General features: G+C 67.1%; 17 protein-coding genes. 7 read left to right on the forward strand and 10 right to left on the reverse strand.

Annotated elements, in window-relative coordinates:
* Positions 1-3: 3 nt before the first annotated feature.
* Both M0208_RS14620 and M0208_RS14625 read right to left on the reverse strand, forming a co-directional pair.
* Positions 4-828: a response regulator transcription factor gene (locus M0208_RS14620; protein ID WP_258892403.1), complete on the reverse strand. Its 825-nt coding sequence runs from the start codon at positions 826-828 to the stop codon at positions 4-6.
* An 8-nt stretch (positions 829-836) separates the two neighbouring features.
* On the reverse strand, positions 837-3,071 hold the full coding sequence (locus tag M0208_RS14625; protein ID WP_258892404.1) for a hypothetical protein: 2,235 nt from the start codon (positions 3,069-3,071) through the stop codon (positions 837-839).
* Positions 3,072-3,407: 336 nt separating this feature from the next.
* On the opposite strand from M0208_RS14625, the gene M0208_RS14630 reads away from it, so the two are divergent.
* Positions 3,408-4,709, forward strand: a complete 1,302-nt coding sequence (locus M0208_RS14630; RefSeq protein ID WP_258892405.1) for a lipopolysaccharide biosynthesis protein — start codon at positions 3,408-3,410, stop codon at positions 4,707-4,709.
* On the opposite strand, the gene M0208_RS14635 is transcribed toward M0208_RS14630, so the two are convergent.
* The 8 genes from M0208_RS14635 to M0208_RS14670 form a co-directional block, all read right to left on the reverse strand.
* Positions 4,612-5,289 (reverse strand): response regulator transcription factor, encoded by a 678-nt coding sequence (locus tag M0208_RS14635; RefSeq protein WP_258892406.1) that lies wholly within the window; start codon positions 5,287-5,289, stop codon positions 4,612-4,614. The two genes, M0208_RS14630 and M0208_RS14635, sit on opposite strands and share 98 nt — an antisense overlap.
* Before the next feature lie 517 nt (positions 5,290-5,806).
* A complete protein-coding gene (locus M0208_RS14640) occupies positions 5,807-6,898 on the reverse strand; it encodes a glycosyltransferase family 4 protein (protein ID WP_258892407.1) in 1,092 nt (363 codons plus the stop codon).
* Positions 6,898-7,602, reverse strand: a complete 705-nt coding sequence (locus M0208_RS14645) for an HAD family hydrolase (protein WP_258892408.1) — start codon at positions 7,600-7,602, stop codon at positions 6,898-6,900. The genes M0208_RS14640 and M0208_RS14645 overlap by 1 nt, the downstream gene beginning before the upstream one ends.
* Entirely contained in the window at positions 7,593-8,570 is a 978-nt protein-coding gene (locus M0208_RS14650) for an ATP-grasp domain-containing protein (RefSeq protein WP_258892409.1), read from the reverse strand. Before M0208_RS14650 ends, M0208_RS14645 begins: the two co-directional genes overlap by 10 nt.
* Positions 8,564-9,250 (reverse strand): PIG-L deacetylase family protein, encoded by a 687-nt coding sequence (locus M0208_RS14655; protein ID WP_258892410.1) that lies wholly within the window; start codon positions 9,248-9,250, stop codon positions 8,564-8,566. The genes M0208_RS14650 and M0208_RS14655 overlap by 7 nt, the downstream gene beginning before the upstream one ends.
* On the reverse strand, positions 9,247-10,155 hold the full coding sequence (locus M0208_RS14660) for a methionyl-tRNA formyltransferase (RefSeq protein ID WP_258892411.1): 909 nt from the start codon (positions 10,153-10,155) through the stop codon (positions 9,247-9,249). Before M0208_RS14660 ends, M0208_RS14655 begins: the two co-directional genes overlap by 4 nt.
* Positions 10,127-11,884 (reverse strand): sugar transferase, encoded by a 1,758-nt coding sequence (locus M0208_RS14665; protein WP_258892412.1) that lies wholly within the window; start codon positions 11,882-11,884, stop codon positions 10,127-10,129. Before M0208_RS14665 ends, M0208_RS14660 begins: the two co-directional genes overlap by 29 nt.
* A complete protein-coding gene (locus M0208_RS14670; protein ID WP_258892413.1) occupies positions 11,881-13,104 on the reverse strand; it encodes a glycosyltransferase in 1,224 nt (407 codons plus the stop codon). The genes M0208_RS14665 and M0208_RS14670 overlap by 4 nt, the downstream gene beginning before the upstream one ends.
* Positions 13,105-13,548: 444 nt before the next feature.
* Here M0208_RS14670 and M0208_RS14675 point away from each other — a divergent pair, with 444 nt between their 5' ends.
* From M0208_RS14675 to M0208_RS14700, 6 genes are all read left to right on the forward strand, one after another.
* On the forward strand, positions 13,549-15,549 hold the full coding sequence (locus M0208_RS14675) for a nucleoside-diphosphate sugar epimerase/dehydratase (protein WP_258892414.1): 2,001 nt from the start codon (positions 13,549-13,551) through the stop codon (positions 15,547-15,549).
* On the forward strand, positions 15,549-16,841 hold the full coding sequence (locus tag M0208_RS14680; protein ID WP_258892415.1) for a DegT/DnrJ/EryC1/StrS aminotransferase family protein: 1,293 nt from the start codon (positions 15,549-15,551) through the stop codon (positions 16,839-16,841). The genes M0208_RS14675 and M0208_RS14680 overlap by 1 nt, the downstream gene beginning before the upstream one ends.
* Positions 16,842-16,872: 31 nt before the next feature.
* Entirely contained in the window at positions 16,873-17,712 is an 840-nt protein-coding gene (locus tag M0208_RS14685; protein ID WP_258892416.1) for a sulfotransferase domain-containing protein, read from the forward strand.
* Between the two features lie 587 nt (positions 17,713-18,299).
* Positions 18,300-19,070 carry an O-antigen ligase family protein gene (locus M0208_RS18600; RefSeq protein WP_408988155.1) on the forward strand — a complete coding sequence of 257 codons (771 nt, stop codon included), beginning with the start codon at positions 18,300-18,302 and terminating at the stop codon, positions 19,068-19,070.
* A gap of 36 nt (positions 19,071-19,106) precedes the next feature.
* Positions 19,107-19,676: a polysaccharide biosynthesis/export family protein gene (locus M0208_RS14695; protein WP_258892418.1), complete on the forward strand. Its 570-nt coding sequence runs from the start codon at positions 19,107-19,109 to the stop codon at positions 19,674-19,676.
* On the forward strand, positions 19,667-20,923 hold the full coding sequence (locus M0208_RS14700) for an outer membrane beta-barrel protein (protein WP_258892419.1): 1,257 nt from the start codon (positions 19,667-19,669) through the stop codon (positions 20,921-20,923). The genes M0208_RS14695 and M0208_RS14700 overlap by 10 nt, the downstream gene beginning before the upstream one ends.
* Positions 20,924-20,949 lie beyond the last annotated feature (26 nt).

A 20,949-nucleotide genomic window follows, 5' to 3' on the forward strand; every position in this document is an offset into this window, starting at 1 on the left:
TACTCAATCGGATTCTTCGTCGCGGGGCCGGTTCGTCATCCCGGCCAGCATCGCGACGATCTGCGTTCGGTTGGTCGCACCCATTCGGCGCATCAGTTCCTGCACGTGGCCCTTTACGGCGCGCTCGCTGATGCCGAGACCATTTGCGATATCGCGGTTCGTCATGCCGCGTTGAAGGTTCTGCAGCACCTGCCGTTGTCGCGACGTCAGCGTAAGGCCCTCGGCCAGACCGGGGAAAGAGCCGGACTCGCGCGTATCCGGCGCGAGCAGTTTCGGGTCGAGCGGCGGATAAACCGTCCACCCGCGACTGACTAGTCGGAGCGCCTCGAGAATGATGTCGGTGGGCGTGTCGCTGCTGAGAAATCCGAGCACGCCCTGCTTCAGCGCGGCGAGCATATGAACGCGATCGACCAAGCCGGTCAGCAGCACAATCGCGCCCGGCGGAAGGACTGGGTCGAGGACTTCGCGCATCAACGCGACGCTGCGCTCATCGAACGGATCGCCGGCCAGGTTGAGCAGCGCGACATCGGCGCCACCATGGTCGCCGATCCGGGTCAACGCATCGCTTTCGTTGCTCGCCGCGACGATGCTACCAATCTCGCGCGTGTCGGCAAGCGCGGCGACCAGGCATTCCAGCGTCAACGATCGCCGGTCGATCACCAGCAGGCGCAGCGGTGCGCGCACGTTCGGCGATTCGTCGATACCGTCGATATCGACCGTGGCGACGGTCGGCGACTGACGGCCGTTGGCGTCCTTACGGATCGGATCGGCGGCGAACGGCGATCTTGCGACGGCCGCGGGCGATGGCGCTGCGATGGACCAGTCCATCGGCGTCGTCAGGCCGAGCGCCAGGGCAACCGACCGAAGCCGGCCGCTCGTTCACCCGGGAAGTAGGCGCCGAATTTTCGGAAATGCTGAATGCCGTCGCCATAACCGAGTTGCGCGTGCTTCGCGAACCGGACGCGGTTGAAGACGACGCCGGTGATATCCGAATCGAGTTCCTGAACCGCCGCGCGCAACAGATCGGGCGTAGTGCGGCCCCACCGCAATACCAGCAGCGTCGCGTCGACCAGATCGGACAGCGCCTGCGCATCCCCGGTCGCTAGTACAGGAGGCGTGTTGATGACGACCAGATCGAACTGTTCGCGCAACGTCGTCAGCAGGGTCGCGAGCCGCGGGGAGGCCAGCGCCGCGCCGGGATCCTCCGCGGCGGCGCGCACTGGGATCGCCTTGAGCGTGGGAAGCGCGGGTGACGTGACCAGCACGTCTTCCAGGGTAGCGCGACCCGCAAGGTAATCGAGCAAGTCGTATTCGCACGCGGTGCCGTCCAGCACGTCGGGAAGCCCCGGACGACGCAGGTCGAGATCGATCATCACCGCGTTGCGACCCATCGCCACCGCTGCCGCGGCCAGCCCGATCGCCAGCGTCGTCTTGCCGTCGCCGGGCAGCGGGGACGTGATCATCACGACCTTTCCCGAATGCGCGGCCAAGAAGCGATGCAGCTTGCCCTCGGTCATGCGGATCGCCTCGGCGAACAGCGAATAAGGCTGTTTCGCCACCGTCAGGTGCGCGTGCCAGCCGCGTCGCCGGGCGGCGATTTCCGGGATCATCCCGAACGTCGGCAGGTCAACCAAGGTCAGCACGTCGGCGGACGTGCGCACTTGGTTCTCCAGTGCTTCGGCCAGCAAAACCAGGATAAGACCGAGCAGCAAGGCGGCACCAGCGGCGACCCCGAAGATCTGCCCGCCGCGCGGGAAGCTCGATTGCGTCGGCAGCAATGCCGCCGAGGCGAGAGTCGCGTCCGGTTTGACCATCTCCTGCATCCGGCGCGCCTCCTGCAGGCGCTGAAGCAGGGCGACATAGACTGTGCGGGCGGTCTCTGCGTTGCGTTCGAGGTCGGCCAGCGGCACGCTGGCGATGCCGCGCTCGAGCGATTGCGCGCGCATCGCACCCAGACTCCCGGCGACCTGACGTTCGCGCGCCGACTGCGCGGACGCCTCGTTCGCGAACTGCTGCTGGATGCGGCCACTTTCGACGACGATCGCGGAGCGGATCTGGTCCAGTTCCGCCGACGCCTTCAGCACATCGGGGTGCGCCGCGCCGTACAGGGTCGACAGCTCGGCCAGGCGGCGTTGCACGGTCGTCCGCTGACCCTGCAGGTCGGCTAGCAGTCCAGACATGATCTGGCCGCTGGAGCCGGTCCGCGCCATGCCCTCTGCACGGCCGGCGCCGGCCGCTGCGAGCTCCGAGCCCAGCCGCGCCATTTGCGCCACATCCGCATCGCGCCCCGGTCCCGCGTCGATCCGGTGCGCGCGGCGATAGGCTGCGGCGGTCAGCTCGGCCCGGTACAGATCGACACGCAGTTCGCGGACCTGGCGTTCCAGCACGGCGACCGCGCGCTGGCGCGATGCGCGGCGTTCGGCGACCTGCAGCGACAGATAATTGGCGACCAGCTTGTTGGCGATCCGGGTCGCTTTTGCTGCGTTGTGCGATGAAACGGTGACGGTCAGGAAGTCGGACTGTCCATCCTGCTTCACCTTCACCGCACGCAGAAGTTCGCCCGTCGTCCGTTCGATCACCTGGGGTGACGGCTTTCCGGCGGTCTGAGGCGCGATCGGTGCGGTTCCGCCGCCAAGGCCGAGCATCGCCGACAAGCGTCCGATCGGACTGACCGCGGGCTTGTCGGGATCGGCCGCCGGATTGAATTCGCGATCGTCGTACAACGCCAGATCGTTCACCGTCTGACGCGCGACGGGCCGCGATCCGATCAACTGGATTTGAGTCTCGATCTGGTGAGTACGCAGTTGCTCCGCATCGCGGACCGATGCGGCCGTCTGATCGGCGGACGGTTGCCAGTCATCGATCGCGACGCGCATCACCGCGGTGGCGTCGTACCGCGGTTCCAGCACCAGATACGTGACGAATGCGGCCCCCATCACGATCGCGCCGGTGATCATCAACAGCCGCAAGTGCCGACGAAGAACCCGCAGGACATCCTGCGTCGATCCGCCGGACGGGGCGGGGCCTTGAAACATCGAACGATCGACGATCGCGCGATCGTGCATATTCATGCGTTATCCCCCGTCCCGCAGTTTCGGTCTGACAGGCGTGCTGCCAGTCGCCGACGAATGGGAAGATTAGACGTCCAACCGCGGCCTGCGGCAGGTCCAACTGCGGATATGACGCGACCATAATGCGCTTCGCGCTTGATCCGAAAGATGGGCAATTTCGCCGTGGTCGGATGACGAAAAGGCCCATTAGGGTTAGCCACGACGCGATATGGCGCTTGGCCATATTGTCGGTGCAGTTTCGCCGCGCATCGCGAGCGGAGACAGTAGATCCAAGCCAAATCCATGCCGCCCGATGCGCCGCGGCACTCGCGCCACGACGGCGTAGGGCGCCGGCTGGTGCGTAATCTGGCGCACCTTACCGGTGGCAAGGCTGTATCCGTTGCGCTGGGGATGGCGACCTTGGCGATCACCGCCAAGATGCTCGGTCCCGGCCTGCTCGGGATCGTCGCGATGATCGAAAGCTATGGGCGGCTGATCGATCAGATGATCCGGCTGGAGACATGGCAGACCGTGATCCGGTATGGCGCCCGCGCGATCGAGGACGACGATCGGTCGCGACTGACACGGCTGATCAAGCTGGGCGTCACGACGGATATCATCGGAGCGACGATCGTCGCGGGCGTTGCGCTCGTCGGGGCGCCGGTCGCGGCGCGCCTGCTGCACTGGGATGCGGAGACGCTCAGGATGGCGCAGATTTATAGCGCGGCGCTGCTGTTCGGCGTTTCGTCCACTCCGATCGGTATCCTGCGGCTGTTCGACCGGTTCGCGCAGGCGGCGTGGGTGGAACCGGTCATCGCGGCGATCCGGCTGGCGGCGATCGCCACGATCTGGCTGTTCGGCGGATCGGTTTGGGCGGTGGTCCTGCTGGGCGTGGCGCTGATCATCCTCGAGCGGCTCGTGATGTCATGTCTGGCGTGGCGCGTGCTGCGTCAGGAGGGAGTTACCGGCGTTCTGCGTGCGCCGTTGCGGGGGGCGATCGCGCTATTTCCGGGAATTGCCGGTTTCGTGCTCGCCGCCAACGGAACGGTGCTGATCCGCAAGAGCACGCAGGAAGCGGATGTCCTGATCGTCGGCGCGATCGCCGGTTCGGTCGGGGCGGGCCTGTATCAATTGGCGCGCAAGGTCGCGCTGGCGGCGGCGAAAGGCGGGCAGATGATCCAGCAGGCCGCCTTCCCCGAACTGGCGCGATTGTGGGCCGCGGGCCAGCGCGACCGGTTCTTGCATCTGGTGGGGCGGATCGAATGGATTACGCTGGGCCTCGCATTGCTGCTGCCGTGCGCGGTGGCGCTGATGGGGCCACGGTTGATCCCCTTGATCGCCGGCGACGGGTTCGAGGACGCGTACGTTCCCTTGTTGGTCCAGTCGTTTGCGGTGGTCATCTTCCTAGGCGGCAGCGCATTGCGCGCGGCCCTGATGGCGGCGGGGGGCCAAGGGCGATTCCTAGCCGCCTCCGCACTTGCCGCGATCGCCTTTTACGCGACGATATTCCCGGCGGTTCATATGCTGGGAGTCGTCGGTGCGGCGATCGCGCACATCGTGTTCAATGCGGTGTCGCTGCCATTGGCGCTGGCGACGTTCCGATCGGTAACATGTGCGCCTCCGGCAACGCCATATCCTCCCGCCCAAGCCCACGACTGACCGCCCAGATCGCCGCCTGCGTGCGGTTCTTCACGCGCAATTTCCGCAGGATCGCCTTGATGTGGACCTTCACCGTGGCGTCGGTGATGCGCAACCGGCGCGAAATCACCTTGTTTGCATCGCCGTCCAGCAGACAGCGCAGGATTTCGATCTCGCGGTTCGAAAGATTCAGCCCGCCGCAATTGACGTCCCATGTCATCGGCAGCAGGCGGTTCGAACTGTCGGTGAAGGATTCCACCAGTTGCGACGGCATCAGTTTTTCGCCCATCGCGACGAGCCTCAGCGCGCCGCCAAGTGGTTCGCACGGGATCGTCTTGACCAGATAACCATCGACGGCCCCAGTCGCGAACGCCTTGGCGATATGGTCGAGGTCATATTCGTCGACCATCAGGACGATCCGCAACTCGGGGTGTTCAGCGCGAACCTGCTCGCACGAAAGTACACCCTCGGAAAACGCGTTCGCGTCGACGATGACCAGTTCGGCGTCGCACGGCGAGGGATGCAATTCGCGCGGTTCCGCGACCGTCTGGATCACCGCGAAGCCCTGGTCCGTCAGAATGCGACGAAGCCCCTCCCGCACAATTTCATTATGGCTAAGTACCGATACTACCGTTTGTTCGCGCACGATGTGTCCTCCCAATGGCATCTTACAGACAACCAGAGCTTGATCGGACCCTTTCGGGTATCCGGATCCAAACATGCGACACCGATACGATTATCCGCCCGAACAACCTCACACCGCAGCATTGGCGGAAATGGGTGCTCATTGCGATTCGTTCCCCACCGTTGGTGCTATACCGAAAACCAGAATGGATCAATATGAGTCATTTGGTGAAAGCACGATTTTTCCAATCCTGACACTCGAATTGTAAATAAGCGACATCACGCTCTCGACTTATCGTAACGAAAGTAAAGTGGTACCGTCTTTTGACAGCAAATAGTCATCGCAGTTGAGCGTGCCGCATTGGGACAAGATATTTTTCCGTCCATGGGGTTCATGACGACGGCCCATTGCCCCGGCAATGAACTGTAATTCGTACTGCTATGATTGCGGCTAATCACAAATGATTAGGTCGAACGGGCAAGGAGGACGCCCTTCAGGCGCGATGCTGCCCAGCGCGGTGCAAAAGGTCCAGCCAGAGGGTCGCGACGTCGCGAGCCGCGAAGCGCGCGATCCGCCGGCGGCCGCTGTCGGCGAGTTGTTGGCGGAGCGCATCGCTCAACAGCAACCGGCGCAGACCGGCCGCCAACGCCGCCACGTCCTCGGGCGGGATCAGCAGCCCGCTCACCCCGTCCTCGACCAGATCGGCCGGGCCGAAATCGCAGTCGAACGCGACGACTGGCAGGCTGGCCGCCATCGCCTCTGCCAGGACGTTGGGCCAGCCTTCGTAGCGCGACGACAGGACGAACGCGCTGGCCAAGTCGATCCAGCCGGCTGGCGTGGCGGACGGTCCGGGAAACGTCGCCCGGTCCGCCAGCCCCAGCGCGTTGCGCCGCGCCTCCAGCACATTGCGCGATGGTCCGTCGCCCCATACGACCAGCCGCCAGCGGGGCACCTCGGGCGCGATTTGGGCGAAGGCGGTCAGCAGCAGGTCGAACCCCTTCTGGTGGGTCAATCGACCGACCGCGGCCAGGGTCGGCGGCGATTGTGATGGATCGCGCGGCGGACGCAGTTCGACCGGATTGGGGATGACGACCGCATTGCGCCGCGCGGTCGCGGGCAGCGCGTTCCTGCCGCGTTCGGTCTGTACGACCACTGCCGCAGCGCGCGGATACAGCAAGGCGGTTGCGCGGTTCCACAGCGGATGCGCATCCTGGCGCTGCGGATTGTTGCGCTCGGCGACGACGACGGGAAGTCTCAGACCGAGACTCGCCAGCAGCGTGACGACGTTTATCTTGGTCAAGAACGACAAGACGACATCGAACGCGCCGTCGCGTAGCACGCGTCGCAGCGCCGCGACCCGGCGGATGCTGCGCGCCGTCCCGAGGAACGCGTTAGTTCCAGGGGAGAGCGCGAGCCGCCGCAGCGTCACCGCGGGATGAAGCGGATGATAGATCGGGTCCGTCGGCGCGTCGAACGCGATGACCGTGACGCTCCATCCCTGCTCCACCGCATGCGCCGCGATCTGCGCGATCACACGCTCCGCGCCGCCCGCTTGCAGCCCGGCCAGGACGAACGCGGCGCGCATCACACGCCGCCGACCGCCAGTTCCCACGCGGCGGGGGCGACCAGTTTTTCGAGTTCGGCGAGCGAGCTGATCGTAACGTCCGCGCGATGCCGTTCGCTGGGGGCGGTGCGGGAGTGGACCGCACCGTCCCGGTCGATCTGCACCGTGCGCCAGCCGAGCGTTCGGGGTCCGAGAAAATCCTTCGCCGGATTGTCCGCGACATAAATCATCTGCGCGCCGCTCCCCCCGTGCCGCGCCTCCACCATGCGGAAGGCACGGGGGTGCGGTTTGCCGAAGCCGTCGCCCCATACGCCGGTGCGGATCAGCGGATCGATTCCCGCACGGTCGAGCCTGAGCGCCTCGATCTTGCGTAATTGCGCGACCGGCGGACCGTCGGTGATCAGCGCAAGTCGGCTGCCGAGCGGATCGGCGAGGAATGCGGCGGCGTCGGGCGCGAGGTGAATGTCGGGGAGGTGTGCGCGGTAAGTGACGATCAATGCCTCGACCAACGATCGATCCGGCGTGATCCCCAATTGCGCCAGCGTGGCGTCAAACAAGTGGCCGCGCTGCCCGGCGTCCCACAGCGCTTGTGCAGTGTATGCGAAATCGGCCGCGCCGCGCCGTTTGCGCATCCAGTCGCCGACCGCAACGATGCCGCTGCGCACGTAGTCGCGCTCCAGATAGAGCGTGTCGTCCAGATCGAGGACGATTGTCGTCAGGCGCATCGGTCAATGAAGATCGCGGCGTCGTAGCGGAGCATCGTGACGCCCGCGGTCCAGCCGTCGTGCGCGGTGTCGGGCAGCCCGGTGCAGCGTTCCAGCAGCCAGCGGGCGAAGGTCGCCCCGGCGCGGTCGGCGAGCGGATAGCCGCCGCCGAACCGCGCGTTGATTTCGAACACGCTGAACGCGCCGCCCGCGTCGCGCATCGCCTGAAAACAAAGGACGCCGCGCGGGCCGGGCAGGTGGTCCGCGATCCGCTCGGCGATTGTTTGAAGCGCTGGATCACGCTGGACCACGCCCTTTTCCACTTCGCCCGCGCGGACTTGCAGCCGGCGGTGCGGCACGACCGTCCGGAGCGCACCGTGGTCGTCGAAATAGAGATTCACGGTCCATTCCTCGCCGCTCAGCAATTGCTGAACGATCATCGGCTCTTGTTCCGTCTGCGGCAGATCGTCGGGACCGCGTGCGATCGCCAACCCGCGGCTCGCGCTGCCGTGGCGTGGTTTGAGAATGGCGGGCCAGCCGCAATCCGCGCAGCCGGCGCGCAACGCTGCGAGCGCGGTGGTGCGCGGGGACGGGATTCCAGAGGCGTCGAGAAACGTCGCGGTCGCCAGCTTGTCGCGTGCGATGTCGATCACCGCTGGAGCGCTGATCGCGACATGGCAACCAATCGAAGCGAACGATTCGGCAGCATTGGCCAGCGCGAGCAATTCCGTATCGATCGTCGGCACCAGCAGGCCAACATTGTGATCGCGGCATATCGCCAGCAGGGCGGTGATGTAATCGGGATCGTCCACCCGCGGCACCGCGAAACGGCGATCCGCGACGCGGCAGGCGGCGCTCATGTCGGGCGCGAGATCGCAGGCCAGCACCGTGAGATCGATCCCAGCGGCCTCCGCGCCGTGCCGGAATGCCTCCAGCAACGCGACGCGTCGTCCAGCCGAGGTCAACAGCAATGTAACCGGCATCACCATATCGCGCGCACCAGGATGAACGCCTCGGCAGCGCGGCGATGGACCGTCGCGCCGCGCAGCACGGCAAGCGCGCGAATCGCTTCAGGCGAGCGTTCATCGGGAAAATCGCGGCATTGCGACGCGAAGGCGGCGAAGGCGGCTAGCTTCCGCTCCAGCGTATCGGCGATGTCGATGAACACGGTCGGCGCGAAGGCCGGATCGATTCCCGGCGCGCCCCAATTGGTTTCGGACAGCGTCTCATACGCCAGCAGCCGCGCGGGCGCAGCGTCGTCGCGTGGGCGCGCGACGACCAGACAGGAACGGAAGACCAATTGGTGATCGAGATGCACGTCGCCAACGAAAGGTACGAACGCGGTGCCGGGACGGACCGCGGCGAATATGCGTGCGATGGCCGCATTCAGGTCGGCATGCGGCAAGCGATCGAGCTCGGCGGCGGGCAGATCGAGCCAATGCGTCTGCGTGACGCCCAGCATTCGATGCGACACCGCGGCCTCGGCGCGCACGGCCGCGACTTGCTCGGCCGAAAAACGCGGGCGCGCGCCGGTCGTGACGATCGCGACGTGGACATCGCGTCCCGCCTCGGTCAACCGCGCGATCGTGCCGCCGCACCCCAACACTTCATCGTCAGGGTGCGGTGCGACGATCAGGACAGGGCCGGAATCGTCATTGAGTACGGTCATTGCGCGGTCCCGAGATGACTGTGCATCGCTGGCGGCTTGATCGCGTCCGATTCGACGATGAGCAGCGCGCGCCCGTCGCCGCAGCAGACCGCGAACCCATCGGCGTCACGCGCGATCACCTGACCCGGCAGAGCGTGGTGTCGCGCGCCGTCTTGCCAAGGCTCGGTTCGCCAGATCGTGATCCGGGCGTCGCGCGCCTCGGTGAACGCGCCGGGATATGGGCGGCCGACCGCGCGGACCAGACGGTGGATGTCGTCGGCCGGACGCCGCCAGTCGATCCGCCCGTCGTCGGGACGACGGCGCGTCGCCCAGGTCGCGAGCCGCTCGTCCTGCACCTCGCCCGCGACCTCGCCCTGCGCCAGCCGCGGCAGCAGGTCGTCGAGCATGTCATACAGGGCGCCCATGTGCTTCGCATACAGGGTCAACGCGGTTTCGTCGGGCGCGACGTGGAAGAAGCGTTGCGCCATGATCGCGCCGCTGTCGACGCCGTCGTCGATCCGGAACAAGGTCGATCCGGTGATCTTCTCGTCGAGCAGGATCGTCCACGGGATTGTCGCCCGGCCGCGGAGCCGAGGCAGCGCGGCGGTGTGGTAGCCCACGACGCGGTCGTTCACCGCCGCGCGCAGCGCCGGGCCGCACAATTGCGACCAGCCGATCACGAACGTCATGTCGGGCGCGACCGCGCGGACCTGTTCGACGAATGCTGCGCCATTGCCTTCGACGACATGGATAAGCTGCGCCCCCGCGGCCGCCGCCGGATCGGTCAGGTCGACATAATCCGAGTGGCGCGCGGCGCGGTCTGGCGGCAGCGTGGCGACCGCCGCCAGCGTCCAGCCCGGCGCGGCGGCGATGGCGTCCAGCGCGACGCGCGTGCCTTCAACCGCGCCGATCAGCAGTGCGCGCATAGGCCCTCTCGATCTGGTGTGAGCGGACCGTTTCGCCACCGACGACGACCCACAAGGTGCGCGCGACGATCCGTGCGTCGAGCGACAGCGACCGATGCGCGATATACCACAGGTCCAGCGCAACCTTGTCGCCGTCCCCCAACAACGCATTGCCGTTGACCTGCGCCCAGCCGGTCATCCCCGGCCGCACCGCGCCGCGCGCGACACCTTTGGAGCCCATCGCCTGAATGGTGGGCGGCAGCAGCGGGCGCGGGCCGATCAGGCTCATGTCGCGCCGTAGCACGTTCCACAGGCCCGGCAGTTCGTCCAGCCGCGCGCGACGGAGCACGCGGCCGGTGGGGGTCAGCCGCTCGGCGTCGGGCAGCGGATCGCCCGCGGCGTCGACGCTGTCCCGCATCGTGCGGAACTTGCGCAGCGTGAAAGGAATGCCGTCGCGGCCCGCGCGCGTCTGCGCAAACATGACCGGGCGGCCGAGGGTGGCGAACACCACCAGCGCGACCAGCGCCATGACCGGCATCGCCAGCAGCATCGCGACCATCGCGAGCGGCAGTTCGATCGCGGGCCGGTCCCCCAGCGCACGCCGCGTCGCGACGGCGGCGGAGGGAGCGCCCCGCTGCAATCCCATCGCAGCGATGATCCGGTCGTTCACCTTGTCTACGTCGTACACGTCCTCGGCGATCGTGCGTGACGCCGCACCCATCGACGCCGCCAGCGCGGGATCGTCGACGAAGCATTGCATCGCCGCCGCGAGCGCATCGGCATCGCGCGGCGGCACGAGCAAGCCGTTCGTGCCTTCGGTGATCGGCTCGCGGCAGCCGGGCATGTTTGTGGTGACGATTGCGCGTCCAGTGGCCATCGCCTCCAGGATCGTGCGTGGAAGACCCTCCCGGTAATAGCTTGGCAGGACGAAGACGCTTGCGCGGGCGAGCATCGGGGCGACGTCCCGCGTCTCGCCGAGATATTCCACATCGCCCGATCGCGCCCAGCGATCGATGTCGGCGCGGGTGATGCCGGTCGGGTTGGGATCGAGCGGTCCGAGAATCTGGAAGCGCACCGCGGGATGCCGCGCGCGGATCGCGCGGGCGGCGGCGACGAATTCCGCCAGTCCCTTGTCGCGCATCAGGCGCGCGACCATCAGGAACGTGAGCGGACCGGGCGGTAGCGGCGCATGCGCGAAGCGGTGCACATCGACCCCCGACCCCGGCAGTTGATCGACCGGCTGCGCATCCACGATCCCCAGCGCGCGCATCTCTGAGGCGTCGTCGCGATTGAAGACGAAGATGCGTTCGGCGCGTGCGACTGCGGCGCGGTACATTCGCGACAGCACCACACGCAACGCGCGCCGCCGCGCCCCGCCGCCGTCGCTGAAGACATGGCCGAGCCCGCTGACCATCGCGAAGAAGCGGATGCCGCCGACGATCCGGCTGGCCAGCCCGCCATAGACGATCGGTTTCTGCGTATAGGCCAGCAGGACGTCGGGGCGTTCGGCGCGCAACAGCCGGACGAGCCGCCGAAGCGTCGCAAGATCCTGCAGCGGATTCGCGCCGGTGCGATCCATCGCTACGGCCACATATCGCACGCCGATCTTCGCCAGCGCCGCGGCCTCCGGCGGCGCGGGATCGGGGGCGCAGGCAACCACCTCATGCCCCTCCGCCACCATTCGCGCGAGCAATGCGCCGCGGAAGTTGACCAAGGAATAGGCCAGGCTGGCGAGAACGACGATCTTCATCCCGCGACCATCTGTTCCGTGCGGCAGGCGGCCGTCGTCCGGCCCTGCGGCGCCACCGCGTCGCCGCGCAGGATCGCGCTGTACAATTGGCGATAGCGGCGGGCGACGCTGTCGATCTCGAATTCGTCGACGACCCGTGCGCGCGCCGCGATCCCGCGGCCGTGGCGTTCGGTCGCGCCGTCCTCTCCCAGCCGGACCAGCGCTGCCGCCATCCCCGTGACGTCGCCGGGCGGCACGATCGTTCCGCTTTCGCCCAGCACCCAGGCGCTGTCCCCCACGTCGGTCGCCACGCACGGTATGCCGCAGGCCATCGCCTCCCCCAGGATATTGGGAAAGGCCTCTCCCCAGGCGGATGACAACGCGACGATATCGACGCCGGGCAACCATTCCGCGACATCGGTGCGTTCACCGACCAGCGTCACGCGGGTCGAGGGAATCTGCCGTGCGATGCGATCCGCCAGCGCGCGGGGCGGCCCGTCCAGGCCGGTGCCGACCAGCAGCAGATGCAGATCGACTCCTGCCGCGCGGGCGCGCGCGACGGCATCGACCAGGGTCGCGTGGTCCTTCATCGGGTGTAGCCGCGCCACCATCGCCACCACGATCGGCCCCGGCGGCACCCCGAACCGTTGTTCCAGCGCCGTACGGCCCGCGGGATCGGGACGGAAGCGGCCGCAGTCGAAGCCGTTGGCGATATAGATCGAGCGTTCGGGCGCGAAGCCCACCGCCTCATGTTGCCGCGCCGCGACCTGCGAATTGTAGACGATCGCCGCCGTGCCGCGCGACAGCCGTGCGCTGAGCGCGATCAGCCGCCGCGTCGCACGGCTTTCCAGCGCCAGGTCGACCAGCGAATGTCGCACGTTCCACACCACCGGCGTCCCGCGCGTCTGAAGTGCGCCCGCGATGCTGGCGGCGAGATTGCCGTGGTACATCCAGCCCTGCAGCAGATCGGGCCGAACCCGGCCGGTAATGCGCAACAGCCGCACGATCGCGGCCGGCCCCGGCAACCCGCGCGCCATGCCCAGCGTGTAGACCGGCGCCTCCTCTCGCGAGGGAGTCAGAACGCCCGGTTTCAGCATCGACACGATCGCGTGGCGCGATCCGCCGTGCCGGGGTTCGGCCTCGATCAGCTTGACCAGCATCGTCTGCGCGCCGCCCATGTCGAGGCTGGTCGACACGTGCTGGATCGTGGCGCCGTGGTGCCGCGGCAATCGTCGCGTCATGCCGCGATCCTGCGATCCCGGACCCGGCCGTCCCATATTGTGCGCACGCCTGCGCGGCGCGCCGAAGAAAACCATGTGCGCATCGTGTTCCACCCCATCACACGCGTCCCACCACCCCGAAGCTAGAGCGGCGACGCCATGCAAACAGTTGCGATTCCGGGTATCGCCCGGATGGAAAAGGCGCGGCTCCAATGGCGACCGCACGACGCGAATGCCCTTTCGGGATGCATGGGGCATCCGTTTGCGCCGACACAATGGCGCATGGGAGCGCATCGCCCAAAGGGGTAATCCGAAGTCAAATCATGGTGAGCGTGCGGTTAGGGAAGTCGTTCGCCCGAAAGTGAGCGATCGGGGTCAAGATTAGTCGCTGGTCCTTCCGCACGCGCCAATCGCTGCGGTGCGGGCCGAAGCTATGCTGCCCGCTCTGGTGTGGGGGGCAGACCAATGAAGACGACGGTGTCGATTCAGGCGGTGCGGCAACCGCTGCGAACGCTATTGATCATCGGATTGGACACGACCGCCGCAGCGTTTTCGCTGGTCGCGGCGATCGATCTGCGGGTGGGGGCGCCGCGCACGTCGATCGTCCTGGCGGAGGCGCCGTGGGCGGTGTCGGTGTTCGCCGCGACCGCTGCTGCGACCTTCTATCTGTTCGGCCTGCACCGGCGCATCTGGCGCTTTGCGTCGCTGGGCGACCTTTTGGCCATCGCGCAGGCGGTGACGGTGTCCATCCTGGCCTTCTCGCTGATCCTGCTGGCGACCGGATCGATCGGCTGGATGCCGCGGTCGATTCCGGTGATCCAGTGGCTGTTGCTGGTCATGCTGCTGGGCGCGATGCGGATGGCGCGGCGCATGGGCGGCGAATTCATGAGCGGATCGGTCAAGCCGCCGCAACCGACCAAGTCGACGCGGCGCGGATCGCGCAACGCGCTGGTGCTGGGTCCGGGGGACGACGTCGACGTGCTGCTGCGCCGGCTGGAAGCCGATTCGCAATCGGGATTCCGTCCGGTCGGGATCATCGGCGATCTCGGCATCCATCGCCAGACCCGCATTCGCGGCGTGCCGATCCTGGGCGCATACGGCGAACTCGCCCGAGTCGTTGAACGGCTGGAGGCCGAAGGCCGCCGCCCCGAATGCCTGGTGTTCGCGGGCAGCGTCGACCGGATGCGCGGCGCGGCGATGGCGAACATCGTGTCGGGTGCGCAGCTGCTGGGGCTGGAGGTGGCCTATTCCTCCGGGTTCACGGCCTATGGCGACGACGCCGATCGTGCGCCCGATTTCCGCTTCATCAACGTAGCCGACCTGCTCGGGCGGCCGCAATCGACGCTGGATGCGACGCCGGTCGGGGCGGCGATCGCCGGGCGCTGCGTGATGGTGACCGGGGCGGGCGGCACGATCGGGCGCGAGTTGGTGCGGCAGGTGGCCGGATTCCGGCCGGGCAAGCTGATCCTGCTCGATGCGAACGAGTTCAACCTGTACGAAGTCGATCTGGAGATGCGCGAGAATTACCCCGACGTCCCGCGCGCGCCGGTCCTGTGTTCGATTCGCCAGCGGCAGCAACTGATGCGCGTGTTCGACCTGCATCGGCCCGAACTGGTGTTCCACGCCGCCGCGCTGAAGCACGTGCCGCTGGTCGAGGGACATCTGTCGGCGGGTATCCAGACCAACGTGCTGGGCACACGCAACGTGGCCGACGCGGCGCAACGGTATGGCGCGCGGGCGATGATCCAGGTGTCGACCGACAAGGCGGTCAATCCGGTCGGTTTCATGGGGATGACCAAGCGGCTCGGCGAACTCTATGCGCAGGCGCTGGATTTGAACGGCGCCGGCGATCCCGCCGCGCCGCGTTTCATGACGGTGCGGTTCGGCAACGTGCTGGGGTCGAGCGGATCGCTGATCCCGCTGTTTCAGCGTCAGCTGGGTCGCGGCGGACCGCTGACCGTGACGCATCCCGACATCGAACGCTTCTTCATGACTGTCCACGAGGCGGTGCAGCTGGTGCTGCACAGCGCCGCCTGCGGCCTGGACGCGCGGGCCGAACGCGGCCGGATCTTCGTATTGGACATGGGCAAGCCGGTGCGGATCATCGACATCGCGCGGCGGATGATCCGCCTGGCGGGGTTCGAGCCCGAGGTCGACGTCGCGATCGAGATCACCGGCCTGCGGCCGGGCGAGAAACTGTACGAAGAACTGTTCGATGCGATCGAGACGCGGCAGCCGGCGTCGATTCCCGGCGTGTTCGAGGCCGAACCAAAGGCGGTTCCGCTGGCGCAGCTCGACCAGGCGTTCCAGTTGCTTGAGGCGGCGAGCGCGGCGGGGGATGACCGGACCTGCCGTGCGATTGCGGACGACGTGCTGCGACAACGCGAGGACGAACCGATCGTGGCGATCGAGATCGCGGCGAACGATCGTCCGGTCCACGAACTCATCCTGTCGCAGGCCGGCTGATGGCACGCCCGCTGCGCATAGAAAGCGACGTCGCCGCCCCGTTGCCGATCGGCCTGGCGACGCCCGTTCGCGTTCACGACCCGATCCCGACATGGACGCCGCGCCGGGCGCTGACCGCTCCGATCGTCAGCCGCTGGCCATGCCATGACGAGGCGGAGATCGACGCGGTCGTCGCCACGTTGCGGTCGGGCCGCGTCAACGCGCTGCATCACGGCGAGCACAACCGTGCGTTCGAGGCCGCCTTCGCCGCGCGCTGCGACGTGCCGCACGCGATCGCGGTCGCGAACGGAACGCTGGCGCTGGAACTGGCGCTGCGCGCGCTGGAGGTCGGCCCCGGCGACGAAGTGATCGTCCCCGCACGCAGCTTCATCGCGTCGGCCAGTTGCGTCGCGGCGGTCGGCGCGACGATCGTATTCGCCGACGTCGACGAAACGACGCAGGGATTGAACGCGGCGACCGTGTCGGCAGTGCTGTCGCCGCGCACGCGTGCGATCATCGCGGTCCATATCGCGGGCTGGCCGTGCGCGGTCGACGAACTGGCGGTGCTGGCCGACGCGCTGGGCATCGCGCTGATCGAGGATTGCGCGCAGGCGCACGGCGCGCGTCTGAACGGCCGGCCGGTCGGTTCGTTCGGGGCGGCCGCGGCGTTTTCGTTCTGCACCGACAAGATCATGTCCACTGGCGGCGAGGGCGGCCTGCTGGTGCTGCGCGACGACGCGATCTGGGGGCGCGCGTGGGCGTACAAGGATCACGGCAAGAACCCGGCCGGACCGCCAAAGGGCGGCACGCCGGGCACGTTCAAGTGGCTGCACGAGAATCTGGGCAGCAATCTGCGGATGACCGAGATGCAGGCGGCGATCGGGCGACATCAGTTGGCGAAGCTTGACGAATGGGTCGATGCGCGGCGGCGCAACGCCGCGTCGATCGATCGTGCGCTGGCGCCGCTACCGGCGGTGCGACTGACCATTCCGCCGCCGCAGACACAGCACGCTTACTACAAATACTACGCCTTCGTCCGGCCGCACATGCTGGCGTACCGCTGGTCGCGCGACCGGATCGTCGCCGAACTGATCGCGGCGGGCGTGCCCGCGGGGACCGGCATCTGCCCCGAAATCTACCTTGAGCAAGCCTTTGTCGGTACGCCCTTTGTCCCCTCGCATCGATTGCCCACGTGCCGGATGCTGGGCGAGACAAGTATCATGCTGCCGGTCGATCCGACGCTGGACGAGGCGACGGTCGCCGACATGGGCGAGGTGGTGGCGGATGTGATCGCCGCGGCGTCGCGCGGATAGGGACGCTGTCAGGGCTGCGCGTGGGGGAAAGATGACGGGCGTTCGGTTACCCAGCTTCATCGTCATCGGCGCGGCGAAAGCGGCGACGACATGGATCGCGCATCAGTTGCGATCGCGTCCCGACGTGTTCATGCCCGGCCCCGAGCCGCATTTCTTCAGCCGCGACCACGGCAAGGTGGCGCGATACGCGCAGTGGTTCGGCGGCGCGCAGGCGGATCAGATGGTGGGTGAGAAATCGGCCGACTATCTTGCCGATCCCGACGCCGCTCAGCGGATGGCGGACCTGCTGCCGACGGTCAGGCTGGTCGCGCAACTGCGCGATCCGGTGGCGCGCGCCTATTCGGATTATCGCATGCTGTTCCGGCGCGGGCAGGTGGGGAATGATATCGCCGCCTATCTCGACCGGGCGCGCACGACGATGCCGCGATTTCTGGACGACGGGCTTTACGCGCAGCATCTGGAGCGCTGGTTCGATCATTTCCCGCGCGAGCAGATCAAGATCATCCTGCACGACGACATCAGCGTCGCGCCCGAAAGCGTCGCGGCGGACGTCGCCGATTTCCTGGGGCTGCCGCGCCTGCCGCTGGCCGATGCGCAGCGCCGCGTGAACGACGGCGCGGCGGCGGTGCTGCCGCTCGCGCTGCGTCGGTTGCCGCAACCGCTGAAGAAGCTGGCGGCGCCGTTGCGCGGCAAACGTGCGTTCGACCAGGTCCGGGGCCTGTTTGCGCGGCCGGTGGTCTATCCGGCGCTGCCAGACGACGTGCGCCGCCGGGTCGAGGATTTCTACCGCGACGATATCGTGCGGCTCGAACAGATGATCGACCGCGATCTCAGCCACTGGAAAGCGCGCCAGCGATCGGTGGCGGCGTGACGGCGGCCGCCACCGGTCGCTGGCGCGTCGCTCCCCGTGAGCCGACGGTCGCGCGCCCGGGCCAGATCGCGGCGCTGGGCAGCGCGGTTCTGGCGGGCGCATTGTTCCTGACGCCGTATCTGACGTGGCGCGTGCTGCCCGATATGCTGTTCACGATCAGCGATGCGCTGTTCCTGCTGGCGGCGCTGCTGTTGCTGGCGGGCAATGCGATCAACGCCACCCCGCTGCGCGGCCTGACGCTGCCGTGGATGGGTGGGCTGTTCGCCCTGTTGCTGGGCCTATTCGTCGCCAGCGTCCTGAACGACGATTCGTCGCGCTGGCTGATCGTGGCGGGGCAGTATTTCATGGCCTATGCGGTATTGCCGCTGCTGGTGATCCAGCGCGATCCGGCGCGATCGATCGCGATCTCCCGGCCGATGCTGTACGGCGTGCTGGCGATGGAGCTGTTCGGGATCGCGGTCTATTTCGTCACCGGCGGTTCACGCGACGAGACAAAATGGATGGCGCACGAATTCATCACCGGTGCGCACCGGTTGAGCACGTTCATGGCCGACGCGAACTGGAACGCGGCGATGATCGCGATGACGATGCCGTTCCTGCTGTATCTGTCGCGCGTCCGCGCCATCCCGACCGTGATCACGTACGCCGGACTGGTGGTGCTGGGGACTGCGCTGCTGCTGTCGGGATCGTTCACCGGGTTCACCAGCGCGGTCGCGGCGCTGCTGCTGTTCACCATCGTCGCCGGCGGATCGCACGCTTTTCGCATGGTCGCGGTGATCGCGGCGGCGCTCGGCGTGGCGTTCGCGATGGGATTGACGCTGCCGTCGGTGTTCCAGGCCCGCGTCGCTGGCGCATTCGAGGCGGGCGACATCAATCAGGCGGGCACGTTCGCGGGCCGTTGGGAATTGATCAAGGAAGCATGGGGCATCGTGAACAACACGACCTGGGTCGGGCTGGGGGTCGACCGGTATCGGGTGGTCTCCGCGGACCAGGCCCCGGTTCACAACATGTACCTGCTGATCTGGGCCGAGGGCGGGGTGATCGCGCTGCTCGGCTGGCTGGCGATGATGCTGGCACCTTTGGTGGCGGCGCTGCGCGCGATGCGTCACGACCGCGCCGCCGCGGCGCTGGGGCTGGCGGTCCTGCTCGCGTTTTTCGCCTTCACGCTGGCGTCGCCGCATCTGTATGCGCGCAGTTTCATCGTGCCGTTGCTGTTGTCGATGGGCATCTCGCTGTCGGCCGGCGTGCAGCATAGGCTGACCGATCAACGCGCGGACCGATCCGAACGGATTACCACCTTCGGGAGTGAGGTACGTCGAAAGAACACCTCCCGACGGGGCGCGAAAGGCGTAGCTTGAACATCAGAATCGAACAGGTTGCGGGGGATCGGAATCATGCATCGTCGATGCGCGCTGGCCGCGTTGCTGCTGCCGGCTCCGCTGCTTTTGTCCGCGTGTTCGAGCGGCCTGGGTGACCTGCCGCCGATCGAAAGCAGCGGTCCTGCGGTCTATCGGTTGGGGCCGGGCGACGAAATCCGGCTGGCGGTGTTCGGCTTCGACCAGATGAGCAACAGCTACACCATCAGCGACGACGGCACGATATCGCTGCCGCTGCTGAGTTCGGTCAAGGCGACCGGTCGTACGCCGCCCGAGTTGGAAACCGCCATCGCGGGCATCCTGCGCGAGCGGCAACTGGCCCCCAACGCCAGCGTCAGCGTGCAGGTAATGAAATACCGGCCGATCTATATCCTGGGCGAGGTGCAGAAGCCGGGGCAATATCCCTATGTGCCGGGCATGACCGTGACCACCGCGGTAGCGATCGCCGGGGGGTACACGTTCCGCGCGAACCAGAAGGCGGCGTCGGTGCGCCGCGTCACTCCTGCAGGAGGCACGCAGCGCCGCGCGGGTCCGAACGCCACGATCCTGCCTGGCGATACGATCCGGGTGCCCGAAGCATGGTTCTGATGCCCGCCGTCCACGGCTCCGCCGGGTTGAAGCGTGCGATCGTCGGGGCGGCGTTGGTGGCGGCGCCAATGTTTCCCGCCCAAGCGCAGCAGGAGCGCCGCGGCGGATCGCCACTGGTCCTGCCGCGACCGGGACTGGAACCCGTGGTGCGGCAAATCGGCCCGGCCGAACTGCGGCTGGGCGTCGACGTTTCTGCGATATACGATTCGAACGTCTATGCGACATCGGCGAACGCGCGGGATGACGTGATCGCGGTGATCGCGCCGCGCGCCGAGATCGACTGGCAATCGCGCTCGACCAACGTCCATGGCGAAGCCTACGGAAATTTCCGGCAATATTTCGATACGACGCGCGAAAATTCGGCACAGTTCGGCGCGGAGGTTTCGGGCAGCACGCGGCTGTCGCCGACGCAGACATTGGATGCCCAATTAAGGTTCGACCGTGCGGTGCAATCGCGCGCGGATCCGGAAGCGCGCGCGCCGACCAACGTATCGCCGCGCAAGATCAACCTGTTTTCGGGCGAAGTGGGCTATTCGTTTCGCGGCGGACCGTTCGAGGTGAAGCTGACGCCGGGCTTCGATCGCTATGATTTTCTCGATCGATCGGAACGCGATCGCAACATGAAATCCTATCGCGCCGCGGCGCGTGTCAGCTATCAGAGCGCGGCTCCAGTCGCGTTCTTCCTGGAGGGGTTCGCGACGCGGCGGAATTTCGACCTGCGACGGGATTTCAGCGGCGTCGATCGTGATGCGACGACCTATGGCGCGTTGTTGGGCGCCAGCCGCGAGGTGTCGGGGCGGCTGCGCGGCAGCCTGGGCGTCGGCGTGTTTCGCGCCGAGGCGGATGATCCGGCGCTGCAATCCTACACCGGTATCGCGGTCGATGGGCGCGTCATCTGGTCGCCGCGCGCGCGCACCGCGCTGACCTTCGCGGCGTTTCGCGGGAATGTCGCCACGGTGCGGTCTGGCGCTTCGGGACGTACCGATACGCGCGCGTCGCTGCGGGTCGATCAAGAAGCGCGGCACAATCTGGTCTGGTACACGCAGGCGGGCTGGCGGCGTTCTTCGTTTCGTGGCGTCATCCCGAATAGTCAGGACATCTACGAGGGTCAGTTCGGCGCCGAATACATCCTCAGCCGCAATCTTTCGCTGTTTACGACCCTGACCGCGGCGGAGCGCAATGCCAGCCAGCCGCTCGATGAATTTTCCCGCTTCACCGGGCAGCTGGGGGTGCGCGCCAACTTCTGAACCGGGAAGGCGAAAGATGCCGTTCG

The organism is Sphingomonas sp. SUN019, assembly GCF_024758705.1.
Classification (GTDB): Bacteria; Pseudomonadota; Alphaproteobacteria; order Sphingomonadales; family Sphingomonadaceae; genus Sphingomonas.

What these genes read in the sequence shown, in the direction of transcription:
- M0208_RS14620 (WP_258892403.1), bottom strand. Translation starts at nt 828, where the DNA reads ATGGACTGGTCCATCGCAGCGCCATCGCCCGCGGCCGTCGCAAGATCG.
- M0208_RS14625 (WP_258892404.1), bottom strand. Translation starts at nt 3,071, where the DNA reads ATGAATATGCACGATCGCGCGATCGTCGATCGTTCGATGTTTCAAGGC.
- M0208_RS14640 (WP_258892407.1), bottom strand. Translation starts at nt 6,898, where the DNA reads ATGCGCGCCGCGTTCGTCCTGGCCGGGCTGCAAGCGGGCGGCGCGGAG.
- M0208_RS14645 (WP_258892408.1), bottom strand. Translation starts at nt 7,602, where the DNA reads ATGCGCCTGACGACAATCGTCCTCGATCTGGACGACACGCTCTATCTG.
- M0208_RS14650 (WP_258892409.1), bottom strand. Translation starts at nt 8,570, where the DNA reads ATGGTGATGCCGGTTACATTGCTGTTGACCTCGGCTGGACGACGCGTC.
- M0208_RS14655 (WP_258892410.1), bottom strand. Translation starts at nt 9,250, where the DNA reads ATGACCGTACTCAATGACGATTCCGGCCCTGTCCTGATCGTCGCACCG.
- M0208_RS14660 (WP_258892411.1), bottom strand. Translation starts at nt 10,155, where the DNA reads ATGCGCGCACTGCTGATCGGCGCGGTTGAAGGCACGCGCGTCGCGCTG.
- M0208_RS14665 (WP_258892412.1), bottom strand. Translation starts at nt 11,884, where the DNA reads ATGAAGATCGTCGTTCTCGCCAGCCTGGCCTATTCCTTGGTCAACTTC.
- M0208_RS14670 (WP_258892413.1), bottom strand. Translation starts at nt 13,104, where the DNA reads ATGACGCGACGATTGCCGCGGCACCACGGCGCCACGATCCAGCACGTG.
- M0208_RS14675 (WP_258892414.1), top strand. Translation starts at nt 13,549, where the DNA reads ATGAAGACGACGGTGTCGATTCAGGCGGTGCGGCAACCGCTGCGAACG.
- M0208_RS14680 (WP_258892415.1), top strand. Translation starts at nt 15,549, where the DNA reads ATGGCACGCCCGCTGCGCATAGAAAGCGACGTCGCCGCCCCGTTGCCG.
- M0208_RS14685 (WP_258892416.1), top strand. Translation starts at nt 16,873, where the DNA reads ATGACGGGCGTTCGGTTACCCAGCTTCATCGTCATCGGCGCGGCGAAA.
- M0208_RS18600 (WP_408988155.1), top strand. Translation starts at nt 18,300, where the DNA reads ATGCCGTTCCTGCTGTATCTGTCGCGCGTCCGCGCCATCCCGACCGTG.
- M0208_RS14695 (WP_258892418.1), top strand. Translation starts at nt 19,107, where the DNA reads ATGCATCGTCGATGCGCGCTGGCCGCGTTGCTGCTGCCGGCTCCGCTG.
- M0208_RS14700 (WP_258892419.1), top strand. Translation starts at nt 19,667, where the DNA reads ATGGTTCTGATGCCCGCCGTCCACGGCTCCGCCGGGTTGAAGCGTGCG.